Below are 21,271 nucleotides of genomic sequence, written 5' to 3'. Positions count from 1 at the left end.
ATGTACGAGCATTTTTTTCAATGTCCCTATTGTTGGGAAGAGATTTCATTTTTGTTGGATTCCTCGGTGACGAAACAGACGTATGTGGAAGACTGCGAGGTCTGTTGCAACCCCATAGAGGTTACCGCAACCTTTCATGACCAAGAATTGGTGGGATTCGAAGCAAGGGAGCTGGGCCAATAAAAAAGGCTGGAAATAAATTTTCCAGCCATCTTGTAAAGGGTCTTCAATACCACCACTAAGTTCCAAGAACGTCGGGCTTGATACGGATAATCTGCCATTTCCCTGTTTTGTACAATATGATTATTGGTATATTCTCACGTAATCAATTTCAAAGGTATCTTGTGTGAAATTAGCGGGGACCTCACCGCCCAAGTTACCACCCATGGCTATATTCAATAACAAGTAATGGGCATGGTTATATGGTTTGTCCGAGGAATTGGGCAACTCAAACACCAAAGTGTCATCCACATAGGCTTTCATGCTGCTTGCGTCCCATTCCAAGGAATAGATGTGGAACTCAGTGGAAGCATTGGAAACCGCAGTCTCGCCACCGGTATCTTTATACTCTTGGGTGTTTAGGTCTCCCCAATGAAAATGGGATATAATGCTGTTTTTGTCCCAACCCGTCTGTTCCATGATATCGATTTCACCGCACAAAGGCCAGCCTACACTTCCGTATTGGTCACCAAAATAGTTGCCGGTTTCGTTTACATTGGCTCCCAAGGTCCAAATGGCGGGCCATGTACCTGCAGAACCGGGAAGTTTTGCCCGTACCTCCACCCGGCCGTAGGTAAATGCATATTTAGAGTTCAATCGAGCGGAAGTATAGGCTTTGGTGGAGCCGCTCGCAGTATACTCCTCTTTTATGGCATGTATTTTCAGTGTACCATTACTTGCAAAGGAGTTTTCAGGTCTGTCGGTGTAATGTTGTAGTTCGTTATTGTGCCAACTCCCGTTGTTTGGTGGAATGACCTGATGGTGCCATTTTTGGGTGTCAGGACTTCCTTCGTATTCAAATTCGTCGGAAAAGACCAAAGTAGCGAACTCTTCATCGGATCTGTAAACATCGACAGTCACCGTTTTATTAATGAATTCTCCCGTTTCTGAGTAGGCCCACGCCACAATGGAATAGGAGTTCACCCCATTTTTAGTAAAGGTGTGCTCTATGGTTCCCGAAGCACTCTCCACCAAATCTTCCCCATCAAACCGGAAGGCATACCGAACGGCATTTTGGGCAGACGCGGAAACCTGGATCTTGCCTGATCCATCCCCGTTGGGATTGTTACTGTTGGCCCCGACCAAGGTAATCTCCAAATTAAGGTCTATAGGTGTATCATTGGATCCCGAACTTTCCGAACTACAGGATAGCACAAGGGTCAGTGTTAAAAAGGCAATGTTTAGAAAGTTCATCTTAAATAAGTATTGAATAAAGGTTCTGCTTATTTTTTTCATAACAAATAGGACTTGTGATGTAGGCTTCCATCCTTTAGGATGGAAGCCAATCATTAACTAAACTAACTCAAACCGCTCAATGGTAGCGAGATTTTAACTCCAAACTTTATTGATTATTTGTGGAAGTATACATTATCAATAAAAATGGTCATAGATCCTGCGGGTTGCCCGGCATAGATCAACTGTGCTATATTGGCCCGCGTCGTGAGTCCTGTAAACTCTGAAAGCGGAATGTCCAGGGATATCCACGTGTTCATTTCCGGGTTGGGGATCGTAATCTCGTGTTCCACATCGTCCCCTCCACCGTCATAGGCTCCATTGGCTCCAAAATCTACCAATTTTATCCGTATTTCGGTGGCATCGGCTGTCCAAACATCGGTATGGAAATGGGTCATGGCCGTGGCATCTATTTGATTGGCAACGGTTTCTACCCCAACAAAATTCAGGCCGCTGTATTTTTTGACTGCATTGCCATCTACGGTGATGTCTTCCAATGTGGCCACGGACCAATCTGTTCTCCATGTATCCACGGGCACATCGGTATATGCATCGCTGAACATTGAAATCACATCGGCTTCAGGGACCGTTGGAGTGGCTGCTGCAACTGTTGGTTCCGTGGCAGGCGGGTTATAAAAATAGATGTTGTCCAGATAGATGGTACCATTTCCATCGAACTTCAGTTGGATTACATCGGTTAGGTCAACTACCCCTGAAAATTCTGTTAGTGGAATATCCACGCTTACCCATTCCCCTGTTGTAATAGCAAAGGAGTGTGCGGTCTCGGCAGGACCGGAGCTTATCAAGTATCCGTTTAGAGTAGAGGAATCGGCGGTCCAATAATCCACATGGAGCATGGTCATCCCGGAAACATCAAGTGCCGAGGCAAATTGGGTGCCTTGATAGTTGAGGTTTTCATACTTCAACGTGTTGTTACCACTCACATCAACTTGGGAAACTATGGTTGCTTGCCCCCAGTTTGGATTAAAGTCGGTCCCGCTTACGTTGGTATAGGAGTCGCTGAAGACAGAAATCACATTGGCCTCCGGAACCGCAGGTACAGGAGCTCCAGAAGTCGGTTCAGTGGAAACACCGGCTTCATTATAGAAATAGACATTATCCACAAATACCGTATTCTGTTTTGATGGGGCTCCCACAAAGATCAATTGGGCAATGTTGGCACGTGTGGTCAACCCGGTAAAATCAGAAAGAGGGATGCTCAAGCTTACCCATTCCTGCTGGGCTGGACTTTCAATTACAATTTCATGTTCCACATCGTCCCCGCCGCCATCATAGGCGCCATTGGCACCAAAATCTACCAGTTTTATCCTGAACTCGGTAGCATCGGCTGTCCAGATATCAGTATGGAAATGGGTCATGGCCGTGGCATCAATTTGGTTGGTCACCGTTTCCACGCCTACAAAGCTCAATGCACTATATTTCTTGACCGCATCCCCCTCAATGGTGATGTCCTCCAAGGTAGCATCGGACCAGTCTGTTCTCCAGGTATCTACGGGTACATCTGTATATGCGTCACTGAACATGGAAATGACTTCCAAGGGATCCACTGTTGGGGTAGGGGCGGCGGTTGTGGGTTCCGAGGTTTCACCTCCCGGATTTCCGGAAGAACCTCCCTCTCCCAATACAATATCATCAAAGTAATGAGTGGTAGGCGCACCCTTGTCCCCATTAAAGTTAAAGAAAAGCACCATACGGTCAAACTTGTCGGAGTCACTTTCTGAAAAGTCGAAGGTCAGTTCTTCCCACTGGTTGGCCACCGTTGTTACAGCTTGAACCTCTTTGGCGATTGAACCGTCCGCACTGTCTTCAAACTTCAAAAGTACGTTTTGATTGGCGGCTGGGGAATAGACCTTAATTTTTATGGCTTGGTATTCCGAGAAATCAACTTTGCCGGCAAGGTCAAAAAAGAAACCTGCCCAAGGCTCCACACCTTCTGTTTGGGTGTATTCAACAACCCTGTTGGAGGTATTGATTCCACTGGCATCAGGGTTTTCAACATAGGTGAGGGTAAAAGAGCCGTCTTTTTCACCAAAAAAGGTTACCTCTGGGCCGCCACATTCAAAGTCCAACCCTTCCGAAAGTTCCGGTACAATGGTCTCAAAAGTGCAATCACCAGGTTCCGGTTCTGGCTCAGGTTCTGGCTCCACGTAGGCAGAGGGTGGTGGGGTGTCATCCTCGGTCTCACAGGAAATTATGATTCCGAAAGTCCCCAGGACAAAAAATATTGCCATTAAGGATAGGGCTATGCTGGGTATATTCTTGCTGTTTCTATACTTGTTCATTTCTCCGTGTTTTAGTTAATCCTAGTTTGCCTACCAATCAATTGTATCCGTCGTTTTGGGGGTAGTTTGGCCCCAATAGGTCCATTTGTTGTTGGGGTATGGGCCAGTTTTGCATGTATTCCCGAAGTATTACCTTGGGGTTTCCTTCCGGATATGACTCATTCATATTGTCGTTGTTCATATGATCCAAAAGAAACTCAAAGAGTTTCCCCGTTCTTTTTAGGGTGAACCAACGCTGACCTTCAAAGGCGAGTTCCCTTGCCCTTTCATCCAAAATGGCCTGGAGGTTTATGGCATCAACGGGGGCGGCATTTGCCCTGGTACGAACTGCATTCAGATATTCTAAGGCCTTTGGGGTATTGTTCCGCATCATGTGCGCTTCGGCCCCTATCAGATAGGTTTCTGCCAATCGGTAGATCATAATGTTCTTAAAATGGTTGCGATCGGTGGGTTCAGCAGTTTCATCGAAGAACTTCAATACACCTGGATTTTGTCTCCTGTAGTACATCATGAACTCATTTTGGTCGGTAGGACTGTTTTCATACAAATCCAAAGGGTCGCCCAATTGTTTTCCGTCTGGAAGCGAGGCCTCGTCATTATAGGCATAGGTAAAGATGTAATACGTGTTGTTCTTCCTGTCATCGTTGGGGTCTTCGTTCAAGAGATCGATGGTGTACTGGTTCAAGGAGATGAACCCTGCACCTGCACCACCATTTTCAACCGATTGTACAAGCCCGGGGGCATCGGAATAGGCCGAAACCATATTCCAGTTCATGATGTGAGGACTGCCTCCGCCAATGGTTTCCCTTTTAAAATTGATGGCAAAGAGTGTTTCCGAATGATCAAGGTCGCCCGCAAACACTTCTTTGGTTGTTGGAACCAGACTGTGACGGCCACTTGTTATAATGGCGTCCGCTTGTGCTGCCGCTTCGGCCCAGTCGCCTTCCCACATGGCCACTTTGGCTCTTAGATGTCTAGCTGCCCCTTGTCCCCATCTGCCAAATTGTTCTGGGTTGTAATCCAAGTTTTCTATGGCAAAATCCAGATCGGTATGTAGTAGGGTGAAAATTTCTTCCACGGAGGATTTGTCCTGTGGAACATCAAATGCGTTTTCAGGAGTAGTGGGCTCCGTGGTAATGTAAATATTGTTGAACAATCGGTATAGTGAAAAGAAGGCATTGGCCCTCATGCATTTTGCCTCGGCCAAGATTTGATTTCTTCTTCCTTCATCAATGTCCTCCAAGTTCTCGGCCCCTTTGATGATGGCATTGGCCCTATCCACGATCCTATAGAAGTGGACCCAATGGGCATTGATACCCGATGTGGTACCGTAATCCCCAAGGCTGGCACCCCAAAGCAACCTGCTGTACAGGGAAACTTCCCCGGTAATCCCAACCCCTAGATCGCTCTTGGCTTGTAGGATGAGAGGGTAGGTGCCGTTTAGACTAAGGTCTTGGTAGATGTTCCGGTTAAGTGAATAAAGTCCTACCACGGCAGACTCCAGCCCTTCAGGGGTGGTGTACAAAAAATCGACCGAGGTGTCGGAAAGTAGTTTGTCTTCCAAGAAGTCTTTTTCACAAGAGGTGAACAGTACTATGGCAAAGAGTATTGTAAAAAGTCTTTTTGGTACTAAAAGGCTGTTCGTATTTTTCATATCCATTTTTTTAAAATCCTAATTTGACCCCGAGGGTTATGTTTCTGGTCTCTGGAAAAGCCGTTTCAAAATCATTGAGTGGGTTTTGCTCCGGACTGTACGATCTAAAATCGGTAAAGGTGAACAGGTTGGTTCCCGTTACATATATCTTGGCTCTCTGCAGCCCGATCTTTGAAAAGGTTTCCTTTGGGATGTTGTACCCAAGGGTCAAAGTCCTCAAACGAACGTACGATGCATCCCTTACGGCAAATGGGAATAGGTGCAAGTGGGTGTCCGGCTTGGGCCTTGGATACTCCGTTGAAGGATATTCCGGGGTATAGTATTTGGTTCGGATACCGTTTATGGCACCCTTCCATAACTCACCATTGGCAAGTACGGTGTTCAATTTGGTGGCGCCCTGCACAATGTAAATATCGGCGAATAGATCAAAGTTTTTATAGGTAATGGTGTTGGTGATGGAACCATACCAATCTGGATCGGTGCTCGTGAACACGTTGTCCCTATTGTCTATTTGCCCGTTGCCATCTTGGTCTACCACCCTTACATCGCCCGGTTGGGCCAAAGGGTTTCCAGAACCGGCAATATCGTCCCCTTCTTGGTAGATGCCATCATATTTGGGCAACCATATGTTGTTGATGGATTGTCCGACGGAAAGCCTTCTGCCAAATGTATCGGTTATGTCGATCGGGTTTCCTTCGTCATCCAACTCACCGGTGAGTGATATTACTTTGTTTCTGTTTCTGGAAAAGACCAGACCCAAAGACCATCTGAAATCACTTTTGCGAATGATGTTTGAGGTTAAGGAAGCTTCAACACCCTGGTTTTGCAATTCCCCAACGTTGAAACGTATTACGTTGAAACCTGTAGTGCCTGCAATGGACCTGTCCAACAGTAGATCGGTGGTATTGGCCTTATAGTATTCAAAGGTTCCTTCGAAAAGGTTGTTGAAGAGTCTAAAATCCACACCGGTGTTGAGTGTTTTGGTGGTTTCCCATTTTAGGTCAGGATTGGGTAGCCTGGAGGATGCCGTGGCACCTGCTACCGTTTGGTCACCAAATACATAGGGCAGGTCGTCTGCAACCCCTAACGATTCCAAAGAGTTGATACCTTGATTACCGGTGGCCCCATAGCTTACCCTTATTTTCATTTCATTGATGGCGTCCACATTTTGCATAAAGGGCTCGTTGTGCAATTTCCATGCTACGGAGACTGCGGGAAAGAACCCCCATTTATTGTTTTCGGCGAACACGGAGGCTCCATCGGCCCTTGCTGTGGCTTCCAAAAGGTATCGATCTAGATATCCATAGCGCATTCTTCCCAAAAAAGAAAGGAGCCTGCGTTGGGAAACGTTTCGGACATTGTTCAACAAAGTGGTCGCATTCCCGTTAAAACCCAAAGCATCATTGGTAAAACCGGATTTGTCCAATTGGGTGTATTCGTTGCGCTGTTCATCAAAGGCCTGCACCGCTGTAAAGTTGAGGCTATGGTCATCATTGATCTTTGGGGTGTAATCCAAAATGTTCTCCACCAAAACTTGTTTGAACAAGGTGTTGGATAAAACGGCAATACCATCAACTCCCTCATCTCCTGCAGAGTGCAAGGAGCTTCTGTATATTCCCCTGTTCGTATTTCTGTTCCTTAAAAAAGTCTTTAGGGTATAGCTCAAATTGGGCGTAAAGTTGTAAACAAGGCTAAGGTTGATGTCTGTTAAATTGATTTTGGTCTCATCGGTCGACTCCCTTTGATCCCATAATGGGTTGACCGCGGTGTTGGATGGGCCCAAATAGAATTTGACCAATTCCCCGTTTTCGTCGTAAGGTTTGGCCAAAGGGGTAATGGTGGTGAAGTTCAGCCCCCCGGTTTCCCTGTCCTGTTTGGCATTTTGGTAGTTGAAGATACCTCTGAAAAGTAGCTTTTCGGTCAATTTCTGCTCAAGGTTCAGTTTGAAGGTTCCCCTATCAAAACTGGAATTGGGAATAATACCTTCCTGCGAAAAGTAGTTGACACTTGAAAATACTTTGGTGCTCTCCGTCCCGGATGAAAAGCTTAAGGCATGGCTTTGTATAATGGCATCCCTCAATACCAGATCTTCCCAATCCACAAAGTTTCTGTTATCAATGGCCTCGAGTTCAAAAGGGGAAAATATGTTTTCGTCCCTGAGATATTCTCCCGTAAACCTGTTTCGATTGGCTTCCCTTCTTAGGTCTATGTACTGTTGTCCATCATACTGGTTAAAGTTTTTGGTCAATGTCTGTATGGTGGTATAACCGTGATAATCAATCATGGCCTTACCTGTTTTACCTGTTTTTGTGGTAACAAGGATAACACCGTTAGATGCCCTGGATCCATAAATGGCAGTGGAGGAGGCATCCTTCAGGATTTCAATGTTGGCAATATCATCGGGGGAAACATCGTTCAGGTTGTCAAAAGGTAATCCATCTACAATGATCAGCGGTGAGTTTCCATTGGGAGCAACGGAAACATTACCCCTAATAACAATGTTGGATGCCCCTCCTGGCCTTGCATCACCCAAATTTACCTGAACACCCGCAGCTCTACCGCGCAACATTTCCGATACATTGGTTGTAGGTACGTTGGTGGCTTCCTCTACTTCGACACTGGCCACGGAACCGACGACATTGCTCTTCTTTTGGGTACCGTATCCCACAACGATGACCTCGTCCAGTGCCTGGGTATCCTCCTGCATGGTAATGTTTATGGTGTTCTGTGTGCCAACGGGAACTTCTTGGGGTACAAAACCAACATAACTGAATACCAGAATGTCGGTATCAGAAATGCCGTCGATTATAAATTCACCATCGAAATCGGTGACCACTCCATTGATGGTTCCCTTTACAAGAACATTTACACCGGGCATGGGGCCCATATTATCCGACACGGTTCCGGTTATTGTCCGGGTCTGTGAAAATCCATAAGCAGTACTCAGTAGTACCAGTAATTTTAAAATGGCATATCTCATCTTAGAGCGATTTTGATTACCTGTAAAAATAAAATCTTAACGTACCCTTAACAAAAGGAGAGCCTCTATAAAAAACCTACATCGTTAATTATGAAGGTTTAAAATTGATTTTTTGACAGTAAAGCACTATAAAATATGAGGATTTGACAAGTTTAGGTAATTTTTAAAAGAGGGCGTAAAAAGATGGGCGATGGCTCCAAAACCAGCACATGTAGGGTCAATGTAGAGTTGATTTAACAATATGTAGAGTAGTAATGGAGGTGGTGGGAGTACTTTAAAAGTTCAGAATATATTCAATGAGGTTGTCTTGGTGGGGCAGGTCAAATTTTTTGCGCAGTCTGTATCGTTTCATTTCAACACTTTTGACCGAAATGTTCAAGAGCGGTGCTATTTCTTTGGATGAAAGGTTGAGTCTGAGGTAGGCGCAAAGCCGTAGATCGTTATGGGTCAAATTTTCATGTTTTGATTTGATCCTTCTTAAAAAATCTTTGTCGGCGTTGTTGAAGGCATCTTCAAAAAACTTCCAGTCATCTTCACTGTTGATGTTCCTGTCTATTTCCCTTATTACAGACTTTATGCTCTTGTCCTTGTTTTGAACATGGTTCAATTGGGATTTTATGGAAGACAGGAATTTGTTTTTTTTCAGGATACTCATAGTTGAAATGGCAAGCTCCCGGTTTTTGCCCTCGATTTCATCCTGTAGCTTTTCATTTAGTATTTGGGCAATTTTTTGTTTTTCTTCCAATTCTCTTCTGGCCAATTCTTTCTGGCTCTTTTTGATCAAGGTTTCTTGTTTTTTGCGATAATATCTTTTGTACAGGCGGTGGACGGTTACAAACAGTATTGCTACACAGCCCAAGTAAGCCGCAATGGCAAGGTTTGATAAGTACCAAGGCCTTAAAATCGCAAATTGATATGTTGCCGTGTTTTTGGTAAGGTTGTTGCCAACCATGGCCCTCACCTTGAAAGTATACTCCCCAAAGGGTAGGTTGTTAAAGGTATACTCCGCCGTCTCATCCCATGGACTCCAGTCATCGTATAGGCCTTCCAAAATATGTTGGTACCGTACCTCGGTATATTTGTCAAATTCCGGTACACTGTATTCAAACCTTAGGTTGTTATTGGAAAATTTGAATTCACCAATAGAATCCAATGAAGTCTTTAAGGACATATCGCGGTAATTACCATGGAATATGGCATCCATCTTTATGTTGTAGCTTGCAGATGATACTTTGTCAAGATTAAGGGAAACAAAGCCATTGGAGCTTCCGATCAAATATTTGTTGTCCGCAATTTTTGAAATATTTTCAAAACCCGATACACCTAAATTGCTTCTTAGAGCATAGGGTATGGGTATACTTGTTCCTTTTAACTTACCACTTAAGGGGCTTTGGGTGATATATTTTATTCCATTTTCAGTAAAGAACCATAATTTCTGAGTGGTTACATCAGGTATCACAATGCTGATGGGCCTTTCGTTTTCGCCAAATACAATCTTGGTAAGAACTGTATCCAATGAAACCTCGTTCAACTGGTCCCCTAGGGTATATATTCCCGTAAAGCACTTATAGTACAATTGATCATTAAAAGTGAAGATGTTGGAACTATGGCTAATGGGAGGTGAGTTTACAAGTTTTTCAACTCGTTTTAGGTCTGCGTCCAGTTCAAGATAGTAGATCCCTTTTTGTTCGTGGTTCACTACTATTTCAAGGGAATCTACCTCAAAAAAGCGGCTCGATATGGTAAACCCGTCTATGGTATTGCGCAACGACCATGACCCATTTTTTCTTTCCAGCACGCTCAATCCGTTGTAATTACCTTGCAATAAAAGATTTTTGGTATGCCGTAAGGACCTTACCCCCCAAGTTCCTGGAAAATCAGATATCAAGGTTGCTTGGTTACCATCCACTATAAAAGTTCCCGCATTGTGGCCGCAGAAAATGGTCGAATCGACAAGTTGAAGGTTCCATACTTGGCCCTCCGTATCCCTGATCAACCTAAAACCTTCCTGGGAGTTGTTTTTTCTGTAAAATAAGCCTTGATTGGTACCTAAGTACAGATAATCCTGATAGTTCAAGGCGGTGTAGACCAACCCTAAATTGCCCAGTTTGTCAAGATATTCATTAAATGGGGAATACAGGTTGATCACACTTATTCCATTGTCCAATCCTAGCCATAGGTTGAAATCCATATCTTCAAAAAGAGAAAGAACCGTATTGTTGTTCAATCCCTTGGCTTGGTTGATGTTTCGTATGAGCTGCCCATTTGGCGACAAATGATAGATACCGTTTGATATGGTTCCCAATACAAAACTTCCGTCATTCAGTTTAATGGAACTGTAGACTTTTACATTGAATTGGTCCATCTCGGTGGGGAATGGAACCGGGGTATCAAAATTATACTTATAAAAGCGTGCATCCTCGGTAGCCACTAAAAGCCCATTATCGGATTCATAGATTCCCATAATGGGTTGTTCTGAAAAAACAGGGTCTGCGCTCACTAGGACAGAAGTTCCATTTTCTATGGTGAACAAACCTTGTTTGGCCTTTTGGAAAAAAACGCGGTCGTTTAAAAGATGGAGCTTGGCTTTGGTGGACGGGGCTTCAATAATTTTAAAGCTGTCTTCTTGGGTATCATAAATATATATTCTGTCCAAGGATTGAAAAAGTACCCAGTTATCCATAATCAAGATTTCCCAAAACTCTTCATCTTCGGCCGTGGGCACCTTCAATCTTTTGGATAATGAGGCATAATTTAGTTTTCCTGCGTTGTCCTTGGCCCAAAAACCGAATTCTCGGTAAGATCCTGTATATATTTTGTTTCCATTGACCTTTACCGACCTAATGATCGACGAATTAGGTAAATGATAGGAGCGCCATTTACTTCCATCAAACTCTAACAGGCTTGTATGGTTGGCAACAAATATGTTTTTTGAAGAGGATTGTGAAATTCCCCAATTTTGATACTCCCCTGAATACTGCTGCGCCGTATAATTTTGTATGGGAGGGAGCTCCTGGGCGTTTATGCCCAAGGTGACAATTACCAGTATGTAGAGGATATATTGTTGCAAACCAGATTGCTTTAGTTGGGAACTGAAACTAAATATGGTAAAAAATAGGAGATATATTGCTATTTGGGAATTATTTGATCGGGTAATGGGACAAAACCTCATTTTTTAAGCCAAGGTGCTAAAACCACAAAAATAATGATGTTGTGTATTTTAGGCCTGATTATCAGGGACAAAAGGTTTTTTTGTGCTTCTTGAAATTGCTCTTTGATAGTATAAGATGGCAATCCCGATACCCGCGCCGATACAGGCCAAAATGGCCCCGACCACACTGGCATAGGTAACGGGCAACCCAAAAACCATGGGTAGCCCACCAAAATAGGCACCAGAGGCATTGCCCATGTTAAAGGCACTCTGGTTCATGGAGGAACCCAATTTTTCGGCGCCTTTGGCCGCTTTGATGATAGCGACTTGGATTGGTGCGGTCACTGAAAAAGTGATCATTCCTACAATAAAACTAATGATAAAAACGGCAATGGTGTTACTGGCAAGAAGGGAGTTGATCAATAATATCCCGGTCATGCTCAATAGGCTTATGACCACCGATTTTACCGGAGAAAAGATTTCTACCATTCTGGCACCCATAAAATTGCCCACGAACATACCCAATCCGGCCACGATCATTACATATCCAACGGTGGCTTCGGGTAGATTGGTTATATCGATGACCAACGGTGCAATATAGCTGTACCAGGCAAAAAAACCACCGGTCCCAATGGTGGTCAAGGCAATCAGGGCCCAAAGTTTTTTACTTTTCAGTCCTTTCGTGAGATTTTCGGCGTTTAAAGAATCCATATCTTCCAGGGATTGCCCGGGCATCCAAAAGTAAAGACTGGTCAGTGTAGCCAACCCTGCCACGCCGACTAGCAGGAAGGAAAAACTCCAATGCCATTCCAGACCAATATAGGTGCCTAAGGGGACTCCTATAATATTGGCAATGGTAAGGCCCGAGAACATAATGGCCATGGCCTGGGCCGCTTTTCCTGGTTTGGCCAAATATCCTGAAACCACTGCTCCGATACCAAAAAAGGCCCCATGGGGCATCCCCGATAGAAACCGAAAAAGCATCATCACCCAATAATTCCCTGAAAACGAAGACAATGTATTGAAAACCGTGAACCAAACCATCAAGAACAATAGGGTCCTTTTTGGAGAAAGTTTACTGGTAATCTTGGCCATAAACGGGCCCCCAACCACTACACCCAACGCATAAATAGCAATAAAATGCCCTGCTTTGGAAATGGAAATACCCATGGATCCCGCAATATTGGGAAGGATTCCCATAATAACGAATTCGGTAAGGCCTATGCCAAATCCTCCTATGGCTAGGGACAATAATGCCTTTTTGTTAGTAGTATTCGAGTGGTTGTCCAAATTGGATAGGTTTTAGGTAGACTTTGAAACGAAAATGCAAAGGTACGAGGTAACCACCAATCTACTTACAACCATATTTACAATAATCTATATGGGTTTATCCTGATGGATAAAAACAAAAGGCCCCGTTTTTAAAAACGGGGCCTTTAATAAGTTGTATTACCTATCTGCTAGTTAATGCATGGGCTGGGATTGGGTCCGAAGGGTCCACGTACATCGCCATCGGGTGTTTGGATGGTAAATACATGTTCTTCTTCAAATGCGCCACTGGTATAGGATATCACCAATTGGCTTGTTCCTGTTGGGACATCCACGTTAAAGGTTGCCGCATCTCCAGCTGTGAAAGTATAATTGGTGGTTACTCCATCAATTTCAAAGGTTACGAAGGCTCCGTCCCAACCATCACCATAAAGGTCCTGCATATCAATGATCCAAGTTCCGGGTACCGTTGCATCCGAAATAGTAGAACATTTCACCAAAACAATAAAATTGAATGCTTGTAACTGTTCAGGTTGGCCCGTAACGTTTGCACTATAATTGTCTACAGTGGTCACCGTGCCATCCGTGCCTGTAGACTTTCCCAAAAACCGGATAAAGTCCCCGCCAGAAATATCATCTACAGTTAGGCCCAAGGCACCGGCAATGTCTGTATAGGGAATGGAAATATCACTAGGGAATTGGGTAACGGTCGTTAGGGCAACAGTGTCAGTGGCCACTCCGCCTGATTCAATGCTGACACTGAGTTCCCAGGAAGCCACATTGTCACTGGCATCGTCCACGGTCCCCGAAAGAGCCGAGGAGGCCAAATCGCCTTTGGCTACAATGGTCTGATCTAGTTTAATTCGAACATAGGGTGCCTTGGAATTGTCCAGATCGAACACATTAAGTGGGTTTTTGTCCTTGTCCTCACATGCAGAAAAAGCTAGTACCACAATGAGAAAACCGAAAATATATTTAAAAGTACTTTTCATATTTGTCATTTTTAATATTTATCAATCAACAAAACCTTCAGGGTTCGTATCCCAAAACACGGGAGTGTCTGGGGCACTTTTCTGTGTGATGTTCGTATTGCTGTCCGCAGCGGTCTGTGAATACCACATGGATCTTAAGAAGGTGCCAGGATCCTGCAATGCAAAGGCAGGGGTAAGGTTATCCGGTTGACCGGTTCTTCGATAGGTGTTATAGGCCTCTATTCCACTGCACCAAAGGGCAATGAAATATTGTTCTACTATGATACGCAACTTATCGGTATCGTTACCCGCGTCATAATCGGTCAAAATCTCGGCAATATGGTTGTCAATGGCCGTACTGGTTGGTTCAAACCCACTTCCACTGGCAAGAGATGCCCCAAACTCCACAACAGTGTTGATGGATTGTCTGATCCCTGTTTCCAAGTAATCCCTTGCATTTCCAGTGGTGTTCAAAGTCAAAGCCGCTTCGGCCAACATAAAATAGGTATAGGAAGACATCAAAATAGGAGAGATTCCTGCTCCTGCCAATCCTTCATTCACAGCTCCAGACCCCGATACATTCCTAAAGGAATCATCATCGAAAGGCCCCCCGATCGGATAGGTTCCATGTAGGGTCCTAAAGGCATCATCAGGAGGGATACCATCATTGTCCAAGTGGTTTCTTCCCCAATATCCACCCAAACCATTAGTGGCGGGCACAATACAATATGGTTCACTGGGATCCCACCATGAAGGTAGGGAAACCTCTGTAACACATTCCTTGGTGATCACGTCAGCACCGGAGAAATCACTTTGTTGACGGTAGAAGTAATATCGAATCCTTGGATCGGGTTCATTGTATTGGTTGGCCATCAGGTTCATGTAGTAGTTACAGGTATAGAAGTCTGAACTTGGTCCTGCACCATCATAATTGGCATCAAAATAAGGGTGCCTGCTGTCAGGGGAAGCATTATTGGTCCCCCACTGGAAAAAGAAATCATCAGCAGAGTCCATGATCAATTGGTTGCCACTAATCAATTCATTGATGCGTGCCGTGGACACTGCAGCCCCAAATCCGTCTGCATTGGCAATGCGTGTCTGAAGGTACAGTTTAAGGCGCATGGTATTGGCCACTTTAATCCATTGGCTTTCGTCTCCTTTATAGAACAGATCGTTAAGTGGGAGTGCTGTTTCATCCTTATTAAGATTGACGATGGCATCGAGCAAAAGTTGATCGGCAGCCGCATAAATGGATGCCCCGGAATCCAATTTTGGGTTAAGGATACCCTCTCCCCCCTTTGCTGCTTCGGAATAAGGCACATCGCCAAAGAAATCGACCATGGACATCATAATGTATGCTTCCAAGATCTGGCCAATGGCAATATGGGTATATTGGCCTGCTTCTTCCGCCAAAGGGTTCATCGTACGGATGTCTATCAAGGCCCTTGCATACACATTGTCCCAAACCCTATCAAAATTGGATGGGTCGTAATTTTCACGATAAGTTGGGCCAAACCCATGCTGCATACGAACGGGTTCCATGCCAAACTGGCTCAGTCCATTCTCTGCGCGACCTTCTTCCCCGGAATGGATCTGGGCGGTCATAAGTTGTATCTGATTTAGAAAGAAATCAACACTCGCCTGTGATGGGTTAAGGGCATTGGGGCTCTCAACAACATCCAAGGAGGTAGTCTCACAGCCCATCAAAATGGCAAGGGCAACAAATGGGAGACAAATGATCTTTGATATTTTTTTCATAATGTATTTTTTAAACGAGTTAGCTGTTCTTAAAATGACGCCCTAACGGTCAGTCCATATCTTCTTGTGGATGGTCCGGTGAAGAAATCGATTCCCTGACCATTGCCGACACCCGTACTGGAGGAGTTGGTGTCGTAACGGACATCATCGGGGAAATTCACCGCTTTGTACCAAAGGTTGGAACCGGAAAGGGTGAACGACATGCTTCCAAACGGCGTTTTGTCCAAGAATTTCTTAGGAAGGGAATAACCCAATGAAGCCTCTTGAAGTCTGATAGTGGTACCATCGTAAATATTCACTTCGTTGATTCCCCCAGCAAAATAGGTGTTGAAACCGAACTCGGTGGAAGTGATGGCTACGTTATTGGGTGTTCCATCAGCAAAAACCCCAGGAAGGATATAATTGGCTTCCCGGTCAATGGGATCATCGGCATCCACAACACCCCTACCGATCAAACCGGCTGTGGTCACGGAATACACATCGCCACCATGTCTATACTGCAAATTGGCGGACAATGAAAATCCTTTGTAGGTGAAGGTAGGGATCAATCCTGTGGTCCAGTCTGGATTGGGATCGCCAATTTCAGTGATGTTGTTGTTCACCAAATATTGTCCATTGTTCCCTACAACTTTGTTTCCATTGTCATCCCTAAGAATGGTGGAGCCCAAGAATACACCGAAAGGTCTTCCCTCAACGGCATAGTTGGCAGCCTCACCGGAGATGGCAAAGGTCAATAGGATATTGTTGGTGCCTTCCGCAAGATCGGTTACAATGGTTTCGTTGGCAGTGAAGTTACCAGCCAGGTTAAAGCCAAAACCTGCCTCACTTTCCCTCAAGATGTTAAGGTCATAATCCATTTCCACACCTTTGGTTTCCACTTCCCCTATATTGACAAAAGTGGAGCGAAAACCGGTAGAACTATCAAGAGTTCGATTGGTGATCAAATCCTTGGTCGACTTTTTGAAAAGGCTCACATTGAAATTCAATCTATTGAACAATCTGGTATCCAGACCTATTTCCAGTTCCTGAACTTTTTCTGGGGACAAATCCCTATTTCCGAGGACATCGGAAACAGAGTTGCCCGATACCACATTCCCGTTGACATCAACAAAGGTTCTGGCACCCAAGGTCAACACATCCCTTGTGTTGAAAGGAGTTGGGAATCCGGCGGAAGAGCCATAGCCCACTCGGACCTTGGCATAGTTAAGTGCGTTTCCTTGAATGGCAGGGAAGGCCGTAGTTGGAATGAAAGAAAGGCTTGCCCCTGGATAAAAAAGAGAATTGTTTTCTGTTTCCAATGTGGAGGACCAGTCGTTCCTACCCACAACGTTCAAGTACAGCAAATCTTTGTAGGATACTGTGGCGTCTAAATAAACGCCCACTAGGTTTTCCTCAAAATTCTGGTTGAGGTTGGCCCCGGAGAACGAGTTCACTGAAGACGGGGTGGTAAAGTTATAGTGTTCCAAAACCCCGAATACCAACTGTCCTTGACTTTCGATCCCGTCCTGTGCATAAGTGTCCCTTCTGCTGTTGGCACCAAAGGTGGCGGTAAGGTTAAGGTCCTCCGATAGGCTTTTTTCCGCACTCAAGATCAAATCATGGTTCCAAATGGAGTTTCTTACGGAAGTTGTCCTTAGGATACCCAAGGTTGGACCATCTACACCGCCTCTGTTTTGCCCGTAGGAGTTTAATTCTGTGTAAGTGTCCAAGCCAACACGATAGGTAAGGTTCATCCAATCGTTCAAGGCATAGCTCATGGACATGTTGCCGGTAAAGCGGTCAGTTTCCTGCGATGTTTTAGAGTTGGCCACGGTCCAATACGGATTTTGGATATCATTGCCGGAACGGTAATACACGCTACGTCCGTCCGCCGCCTGATAGGGAATGTTGGTCAGGTCCACGCTGATCGGGGTGTACAGAACATCCCCAAAAATGGCTGAACCATTAAAGGCCGCCCCACTTCCAGTACTCACTGCATTGGGTGGTGATTTGTAACCGGTACGTGCAAAGTTGAATACTCCGGAAACAGTGAAATTGTTGGATAATTTGGCATTGCCACCTAAGCTAAAATTGTTTCGAAGTAAACGGTTGCCACGAGTGACCCCAATATCTTCGGTACGACCGTAATTGGCGTTAAAGTTTACCTTTTCCGAGCCACCGCGAACATTCACCGAGGTACTGTACACATATCCGGTCCTAAAGAATTCTTCAACCCCGTTGTATGGTTTATAAGGATATTCGTCATCCAATAGATCCTCAAAACCGGCAATCAAAGTGGGGTCTGCCATATAGTTGAAGGGATGTCTTAAAATCGCTTCGCCATTTGGTCCTGTGCCAATGTATTGTCCAGCACTGGCAATCCCGTCATCGTCCGTACGATCAAAGCGGGGTCCCCAATTACTGAAGAAGTATCCAAAACCTTGATGAAATCCACCTCCATAATTTTGCTGGAATTTGGGCAATACCGCATTTGACATGAAAACCGACTGGGTCACGTTCACTTCGGTCTTGGTGGGTGCATCACCCGAAGCAGCACCTTTGGTAGTGATCAAAATTACCCCGTTTCTACCCCGGTTACCATAAAGTACGGTAGCACTCAAGCCTTTCAGGACGCTGACACTGGCAATGTTGTTGGGGTCTAGGTCCAAGAATCGGCTTGACTCGGTGTTACCGTCCAAAAAATTGGTTTGGGTGTTGGTACCTGAATCAAAAGGGATACCGTCAACTATGAACAAAGGTTGATTGGATTGTGTTGCCGAGGAATATCCCCTGATGATGATATTGGTACCGGAACCGGAAAGACCATTGTTGGAGGTAATGTTGACCCCGGCTACCTTTCCGTTCAATACCCTAGCGATGTCCGCCTCTGGACGTGCCTCCACTTTTTCAGATTCTACCGTGGTTACCGCATAACCCAAAGAGCGTTTTTCCCTCACGATACCCTGCGCGGTCACCACCACTTCTTCCAATTGGGAGGCATCTTCCTCCATCTGAACATTGATGGTGCTTTCGGCACCTATACCGCGTTCAATGGTTCTTTGTCCCAAATAGGAAAAGACCAGAACATCGCCCGTGTTAACGGACAAACGATATTGGCCGTCGAAATCGGATTGTGTACCATTGGTTGTGCCCTTAACAATAATGTTTACCCCGGGCAAGGGTACACCATCTTGGTCCATAACCGTTCCGGTAACCGTTTTTTCTTGAGCATGGGCAAAAGCCATTGACAGGCAAAAGGCCAGCAGTGCTCCAAACAGATTCTTTACTTTCATACGAATAAAGTTTTGTTAGTAATTGAATTGAGTCAGGCAACTGAGAAAGGTGGGCGGAGCTAGGAAAAAATGATAGCTAATTCAAATAATACTTCTGGGAAGTGAACAAAACTTAATGGATTCTGTTTTTTTAGAAGTAAGGCCTCTCACCGCCCTACCTTTACAATTGCACAACAAATCAACCCATTAAAAAACGGGGAGGGGTACTTTTAAAACGGCAAGTACCTCAAAAATAAGGACGCCCATGGGGAAGGACTTTTTTTAACATTTGTCGACTTGATGGTTTTGAGAGAAGGATTAAAAACAAAAAGACCCCTTCAAAAATGAAGAGGTCCTTTACCGAATTGAGGAAAAATGGACATTTTTACTGTTGCCTATGCCATCTGTACGTCATATTCGTAGCCGACTATATTCCTATAATCGTTTGGACTGAGTCCGGTGACTTTTTTGAATGATGAATAAAAACTGTTCTTGCTATTGAAACCAACTTCGTACATAATGACCTTGACACTTAGTTCAGGGTCCTTTTCCAAAAGGATTTTTGCTTCTTGAATACGATACTCATTTAAAAAGGAGTAAAAGTTTTTGGAAAAATACGTGTTGATTACTTGGGAAACCTTGTATCTGTTATGTTGAATATGGTCTGCAAGGTCATCCAACCCAAGGGCATTGTTCCGATAAAGATGGTCTTCTTCCAAAGCCAATTGGATTTTCTCTCTGATGGTTGCAGCCTGTTCTCTTGTGAGTCCTGATTTCCTGTACTTTTTGCACGATTTTTCGGGAATTTTCATGGGCTTTTCATCGCCTAAGTACCTGGATAGGATTTTAGTTAGTAGTCGTTTCATTGTTCGATGATTTTGATTGATGACTACTAGTTAGGAAGAATCCGTGTTAATTTAGGTGTCCCCGATAAGAGTTTACCTGGTTTTGATGGTTCCTAGGTACTGACTTGGGGTAAGATTGGTATCTTTTTTGAAGGCTTTGTTGAACGATACTTTGTTGTTGTACCCGACCTCGTATGCAATGTCGATGATGTTGCGTTCGTTTTCCCTTTCTAAAAGTTTTTTGGCGTCGTTGATCCGATGGCTGTTTACGAACTCATGAAAGCTCATTTGAAAATGTTCGTTGATCAACTGTGAGGCATTATGCCGTGTAGTGCCCAGTTTTTCAGCTACTAGGTCCAAGCTGATATCGTTCCTTCGGTATAATTTTTCATCATGAAAAATAGAGTAAAGGCTTTCTTTTAATTCTTGTGATAGGCTTTCCGTTAATCCTGATTTTATATACTTTGGGAACAATCGGTTGGTGTAGTCATATTGTCCACTGAACACATTGGGCTGCACATTGGCGGCGTAACCGATATATAGCACCATGGTGCTCATTAAAACAATGGGGGCATGAAATAGGAAACCACTGTTCTTGCCTGCCATAATGGAAAGGCCATAAACCAAATAGATCACTACATAGCTCACATGAATGCCGTACATGTTCTTTTGCCAAATCCTGGTTTTTTTGGCGAGCCCGTCTTTGTTCCTAGTAATGATCAGATGTACAAAATAGGCGTAAACGGCCAAGGAAATGGCCTTTATAATGACCAATAAGGTAAGTTTTGTGGAATCCCCGGGGTTTAATCCTTGTTGTAACCTAGTTAACATTTGGTCTATTTTTTCAGGACCGGTAAAGGCATAAACGTAAAAGACCATATAGATCAATAGTCCCACGGTTGGCAAAAAGTGCCAAACATCCGTCCATTTGAACCCACTTGACTTGGCCACCCTTCTAAAATAAAAGTATAACAAGGGCCCATACAGAAAGGATGACCAAGTGGACATTAAATAGGTGTGTGGAAATTCAAAAACGTAGTTGGTGTTGTTCACACAGATATTCAAAATAAATAGGGAATGTATAAAAACGAAGATTGAAATCAGGATCCTGGCCTGTAAGTCAATGTTTTTATTCAGCAGTAGTAAGAACATGACATAAAATCCAATAATGGAAACAAAAAAGTACAGAACGGACCATGTTGAAATTTTTGGTAAGACCGAACCTGATAGCTTGGTGAATTCCTCGGATTCCCGAATTTCATCAAAATCCTCGTGCTGGAGAAAATTTGGTTGAAAATCAATTTTAAAATAATCGTAAATATGGGAAACAGATTCTTTGGATTTATGCAGCGCAGCTTCACTAAGGGCCAATTTTTTTAAGGAATGAACCTTTTCTTGGGTATTGGATTCATCCAGACTCTTTTCATAAATCGGAATGGCTTTTTCGTATTGGTGAATGTTGAAATAATAATCTGCCCATTCAATGGAATCTTGAAAACTTAGGTTATAGAATTCCTTGCCATTTATTGAGTTGGGCGCGTTCCCATATAAACAAATAACATAGCACAATAGTAGAGAGAAGACAATATTTTTGGAAAATTGTCCCATTTTGATTGATGATGAATTAGCGTTGTTAA

General features: G+C 44.1%; 12 protein-coding genes. 1 reads left to right on the top strand and 11 read right to left on the bottom strand.

What is annotated here, in order from left to right:
- Positions 1 to 183 (top strand): CPXCG motif-containing cysteine-rich protein, encoded by a 183-nt coding sequence (locus GTK07_RS12825; RefSeq protein ID WP_163635650.1) that lies wholly within the window; start codon positions 1 to 3, stop codon positions 181 to 183.
- A 120-nt stretch (positions 184 to 303) separates the two neighbouring features.
- Here GTK07_RS12825 and GTK07_RS12820 read toward each other — a convergent pair whose 3' ends face one another.
- The 11 genes from GTK07_RS12820 to GTK07_RS12770 form a co-directional block, all read right to left on the bottom strand.
- On the bottom strand, positions 304 to 1,413 hold the full coding sequence (locus tag GTK07_RS12820; RefSeq protein WP_163635649.1) for a glycoside hydrolase family 16 protein: 1,110 nt from the start codon (positions 1,411 to 1,413) through the stop codon (positions 304 to 306).
- Between the two features lie 155 nt (positions 1,414 to 1,568).
- Positions 1,569 to 3,755, bottom strand: a complete 2,187-nt coding sequence (locus GTK07_RS12815) for a hypothetical protein (RefSeq protein ID WP_163635648.1) — start codon at positions 3,753 to 3,755, stop codon at positions 1,569 to 1,571.
- Between the two features lie 37 nt (positions 3,756 to 3,792).
- The gene (locus tag GTK07_RS12810; protein ID WP_163635647.1) at positions 3,793 to 5,409 is read right to left on the bottom strand and encodes a RagB/SusD family nutrient uptake outer membrane protein; all 1,617 of its coding nucleotides are present in this window, start codon (positions 5,407 to 5,409) and stop codon (positions 3,793 to 3,795) included.
- 10 nt (positions 5,410 to 5,419) lie between these two features.
- Positions 5,420 to 8,389, bottom strand: a complete 2,970-nt coding sequence (locus GTK07_RS12805; RefSeq protein ID WP_163635646.1) for a SusC/RagA family TonB-linked outer membrane protein — start codon at positions 8,387 to 8,389, stop codon at positions 5,420 to 5,422.
- Between the two features lie 274 nt (positions 8,390 to 8,663).
- A complete protein-coding gene (locus tag GTK07_RS12800) occupies positions 8,664 to 11,459 on the bottom strand; it encodes a triple tyrosine motif-containing protein (protein ID WP_235932868.1) in 2,796 nt (931 codons plus the stop codon).
- A gap of 150 nt (positions 11,460 to 11,609) precedes the next feature.
- The gene (locus GTK07_RS12795; protein ID WP_235932867.1) at positions 11,610 to 12,791 is read right to left on the bottom strand and encodes an MFS transporter; all 1,182 of its coding nucleotides are present in this window, start codon (positions 12,789 to 12,791) and stop codon (positions 11,610 to 11,612) included.
- Positions 12,792 to 13,000: 209 nt separating this feature from the next.
- Positions 13,001 to 13,801 carry a hypothetical protein gene (locus GTK07_RS12790; RefSeq protein WP_163635643.1) on the bottom strand — a complete coding sequence of 267 codons (801 nt, stop codon included), beginning with the start codon at positions 13,799 to 13,801 and terminating at the stop codon, positions 13,001 to 13,003.
- Positions 13,802 to 13,822: 21 nt separating this feature from the next.
- Positions 13,823 to 15,538 (bottom strand): SusD/RagB family nutrient-binding outer membrane lipoprotein, encoded by a 1,716-nt coding sequence (locus GTK07_RS12785; protein WP_163635642.1) that lies wholly within the window; start codon positions 15,536 to 15,538, stop codon positions 13,823 to 13,825.
- 29 nt (positions 15,539 to 15,567) lie between these two features.
- The gene (locus GTK07_RS12780; RefSeq protein ID WP_163635641.1) at positions 15,568 to 18,810 is read right to left on the bottom strand and encodes a SusC/RagA family TonB-linked outer membrane protein; all 3,243 of its coding nucleotides are present in this window, start codon (positions 18,808 to 18,810) and stop codon (positions 15,568 to 15,570) included.
- A 374-nt stretch (positions 18,811 to 19,184) separates the two neighbouring features.
- Complete coding sequence (locus GTK07_RS12775; RefSeq protein ID WP_163635640.1) at positions 19,185 to 19,655, bottom strand: helix-turn-helix domain-containing protein; 471 nt, start codon at positions 19,653 to 19,655, stop codon at positions 19,185 to 19,187.
- Between the two features lie 72 nt (positions 19,656 to 19,727).
- The gene (locus GTK07_RS12770; protein WP_163635639.1) at positions 19,728 to 21,242 is read right to left on the bottom strand and encodes a helix-turn-helix domain-containing protein; all 1,515 of its coding nucleotides are present in this window, start codon (positions 21,240 to 21,242) and stop codon (positions 19,728 to 19,730) included.
- Positions 21,243 to 21,271 lie beyond the last annotated feature (29 nt).

The organism is Flagellimonas sediminis (genome assembly GCF_010500845.1).
Classification (GTDB): domain Bacteria; phylum Bacteroidota; class Bacteroidia; order Flavobacteriales; family Flavobacteriaceae; genus Flagellimonas; species Flagellimonas sediminis.
The sequence above is the reverse complement of the archived record's forward strand: the minus strand, read 5'-3'. Positions and strand labels throughout refer to the sequence as shown.

Bases quoted from the DNA above. Each gene is read 5' to 3' on its own strand.
- GTK07_RS12825 (WP_163635650.1), top strand. From the start codon at position 1: ATGTACGAGCATTTTTTTCAATGTCCCTATTGTTGGGAAGAGATTTCA.
- GTK07_RS12820 (WP_163635649.1), bottom strand. From the start codon at position 1,413: ATGAACTTTCTAAACATTGCCTTTTTAACACTGACCCTTGTGCTATCC.
- GTK07_RS12815 (WP_163635648.1), bottom strand. From the start codon at position 3,755: ATGAACAAGTATAGAAACAGCAAGAATATACCCAGCATAGCCCTATCC.
- GTK07_RS12810 (WP_163635647.1), bottom strand. From the start codon at position 5,409: ATGAAAAATACGAACAGCCTTTTAGTACCAAAAAGACTTTTTACAATA.
- GTK07_RS12805 (WP_163635646.1), bottom strand. From the start codon at position 8,389: ATGAGATATGCCATTTTAAAATTACTGGTACTACTGAGTACTGCTTAT.
- GTK07_RS12790 (WP_163635643.1), bottom strand. From the start codon at position 13,801: ATGAAAAGTACTTTTAAATATATTTTCGGTTTTCTCATTGTGGTACTA.
- GTK07_RS12785 (WP_163635642.1), bottom strand. From the start codon at position 15,538: ATGAAAAAAATATCAAAGATCATTTGTCTCCCATTTGTTGCCCTTGCC.
- GTK07_RS12780 (WP_163635641.1), bottom strand. From the start codon at position 18,810: ATGAAAGTAAAGAATCTGTTTGGAGCACTGCTGGCCTTTTGCCTGTCA.
- GTK07_RS12775 (WP_163635640.1), bottom strand. From the start codon at position 19,655: ATGAAACGACTACTAACTAAAATCCTATCCAGGTACTTAGGCGATGAA.
- GTK07_RS12770 (WP_163635639.1), bottom strand. From the start codon at position 21,242: ATGGGACAATTTTCCAAAAATATTGTCTTCTCTCTACTATTGTGCTAT.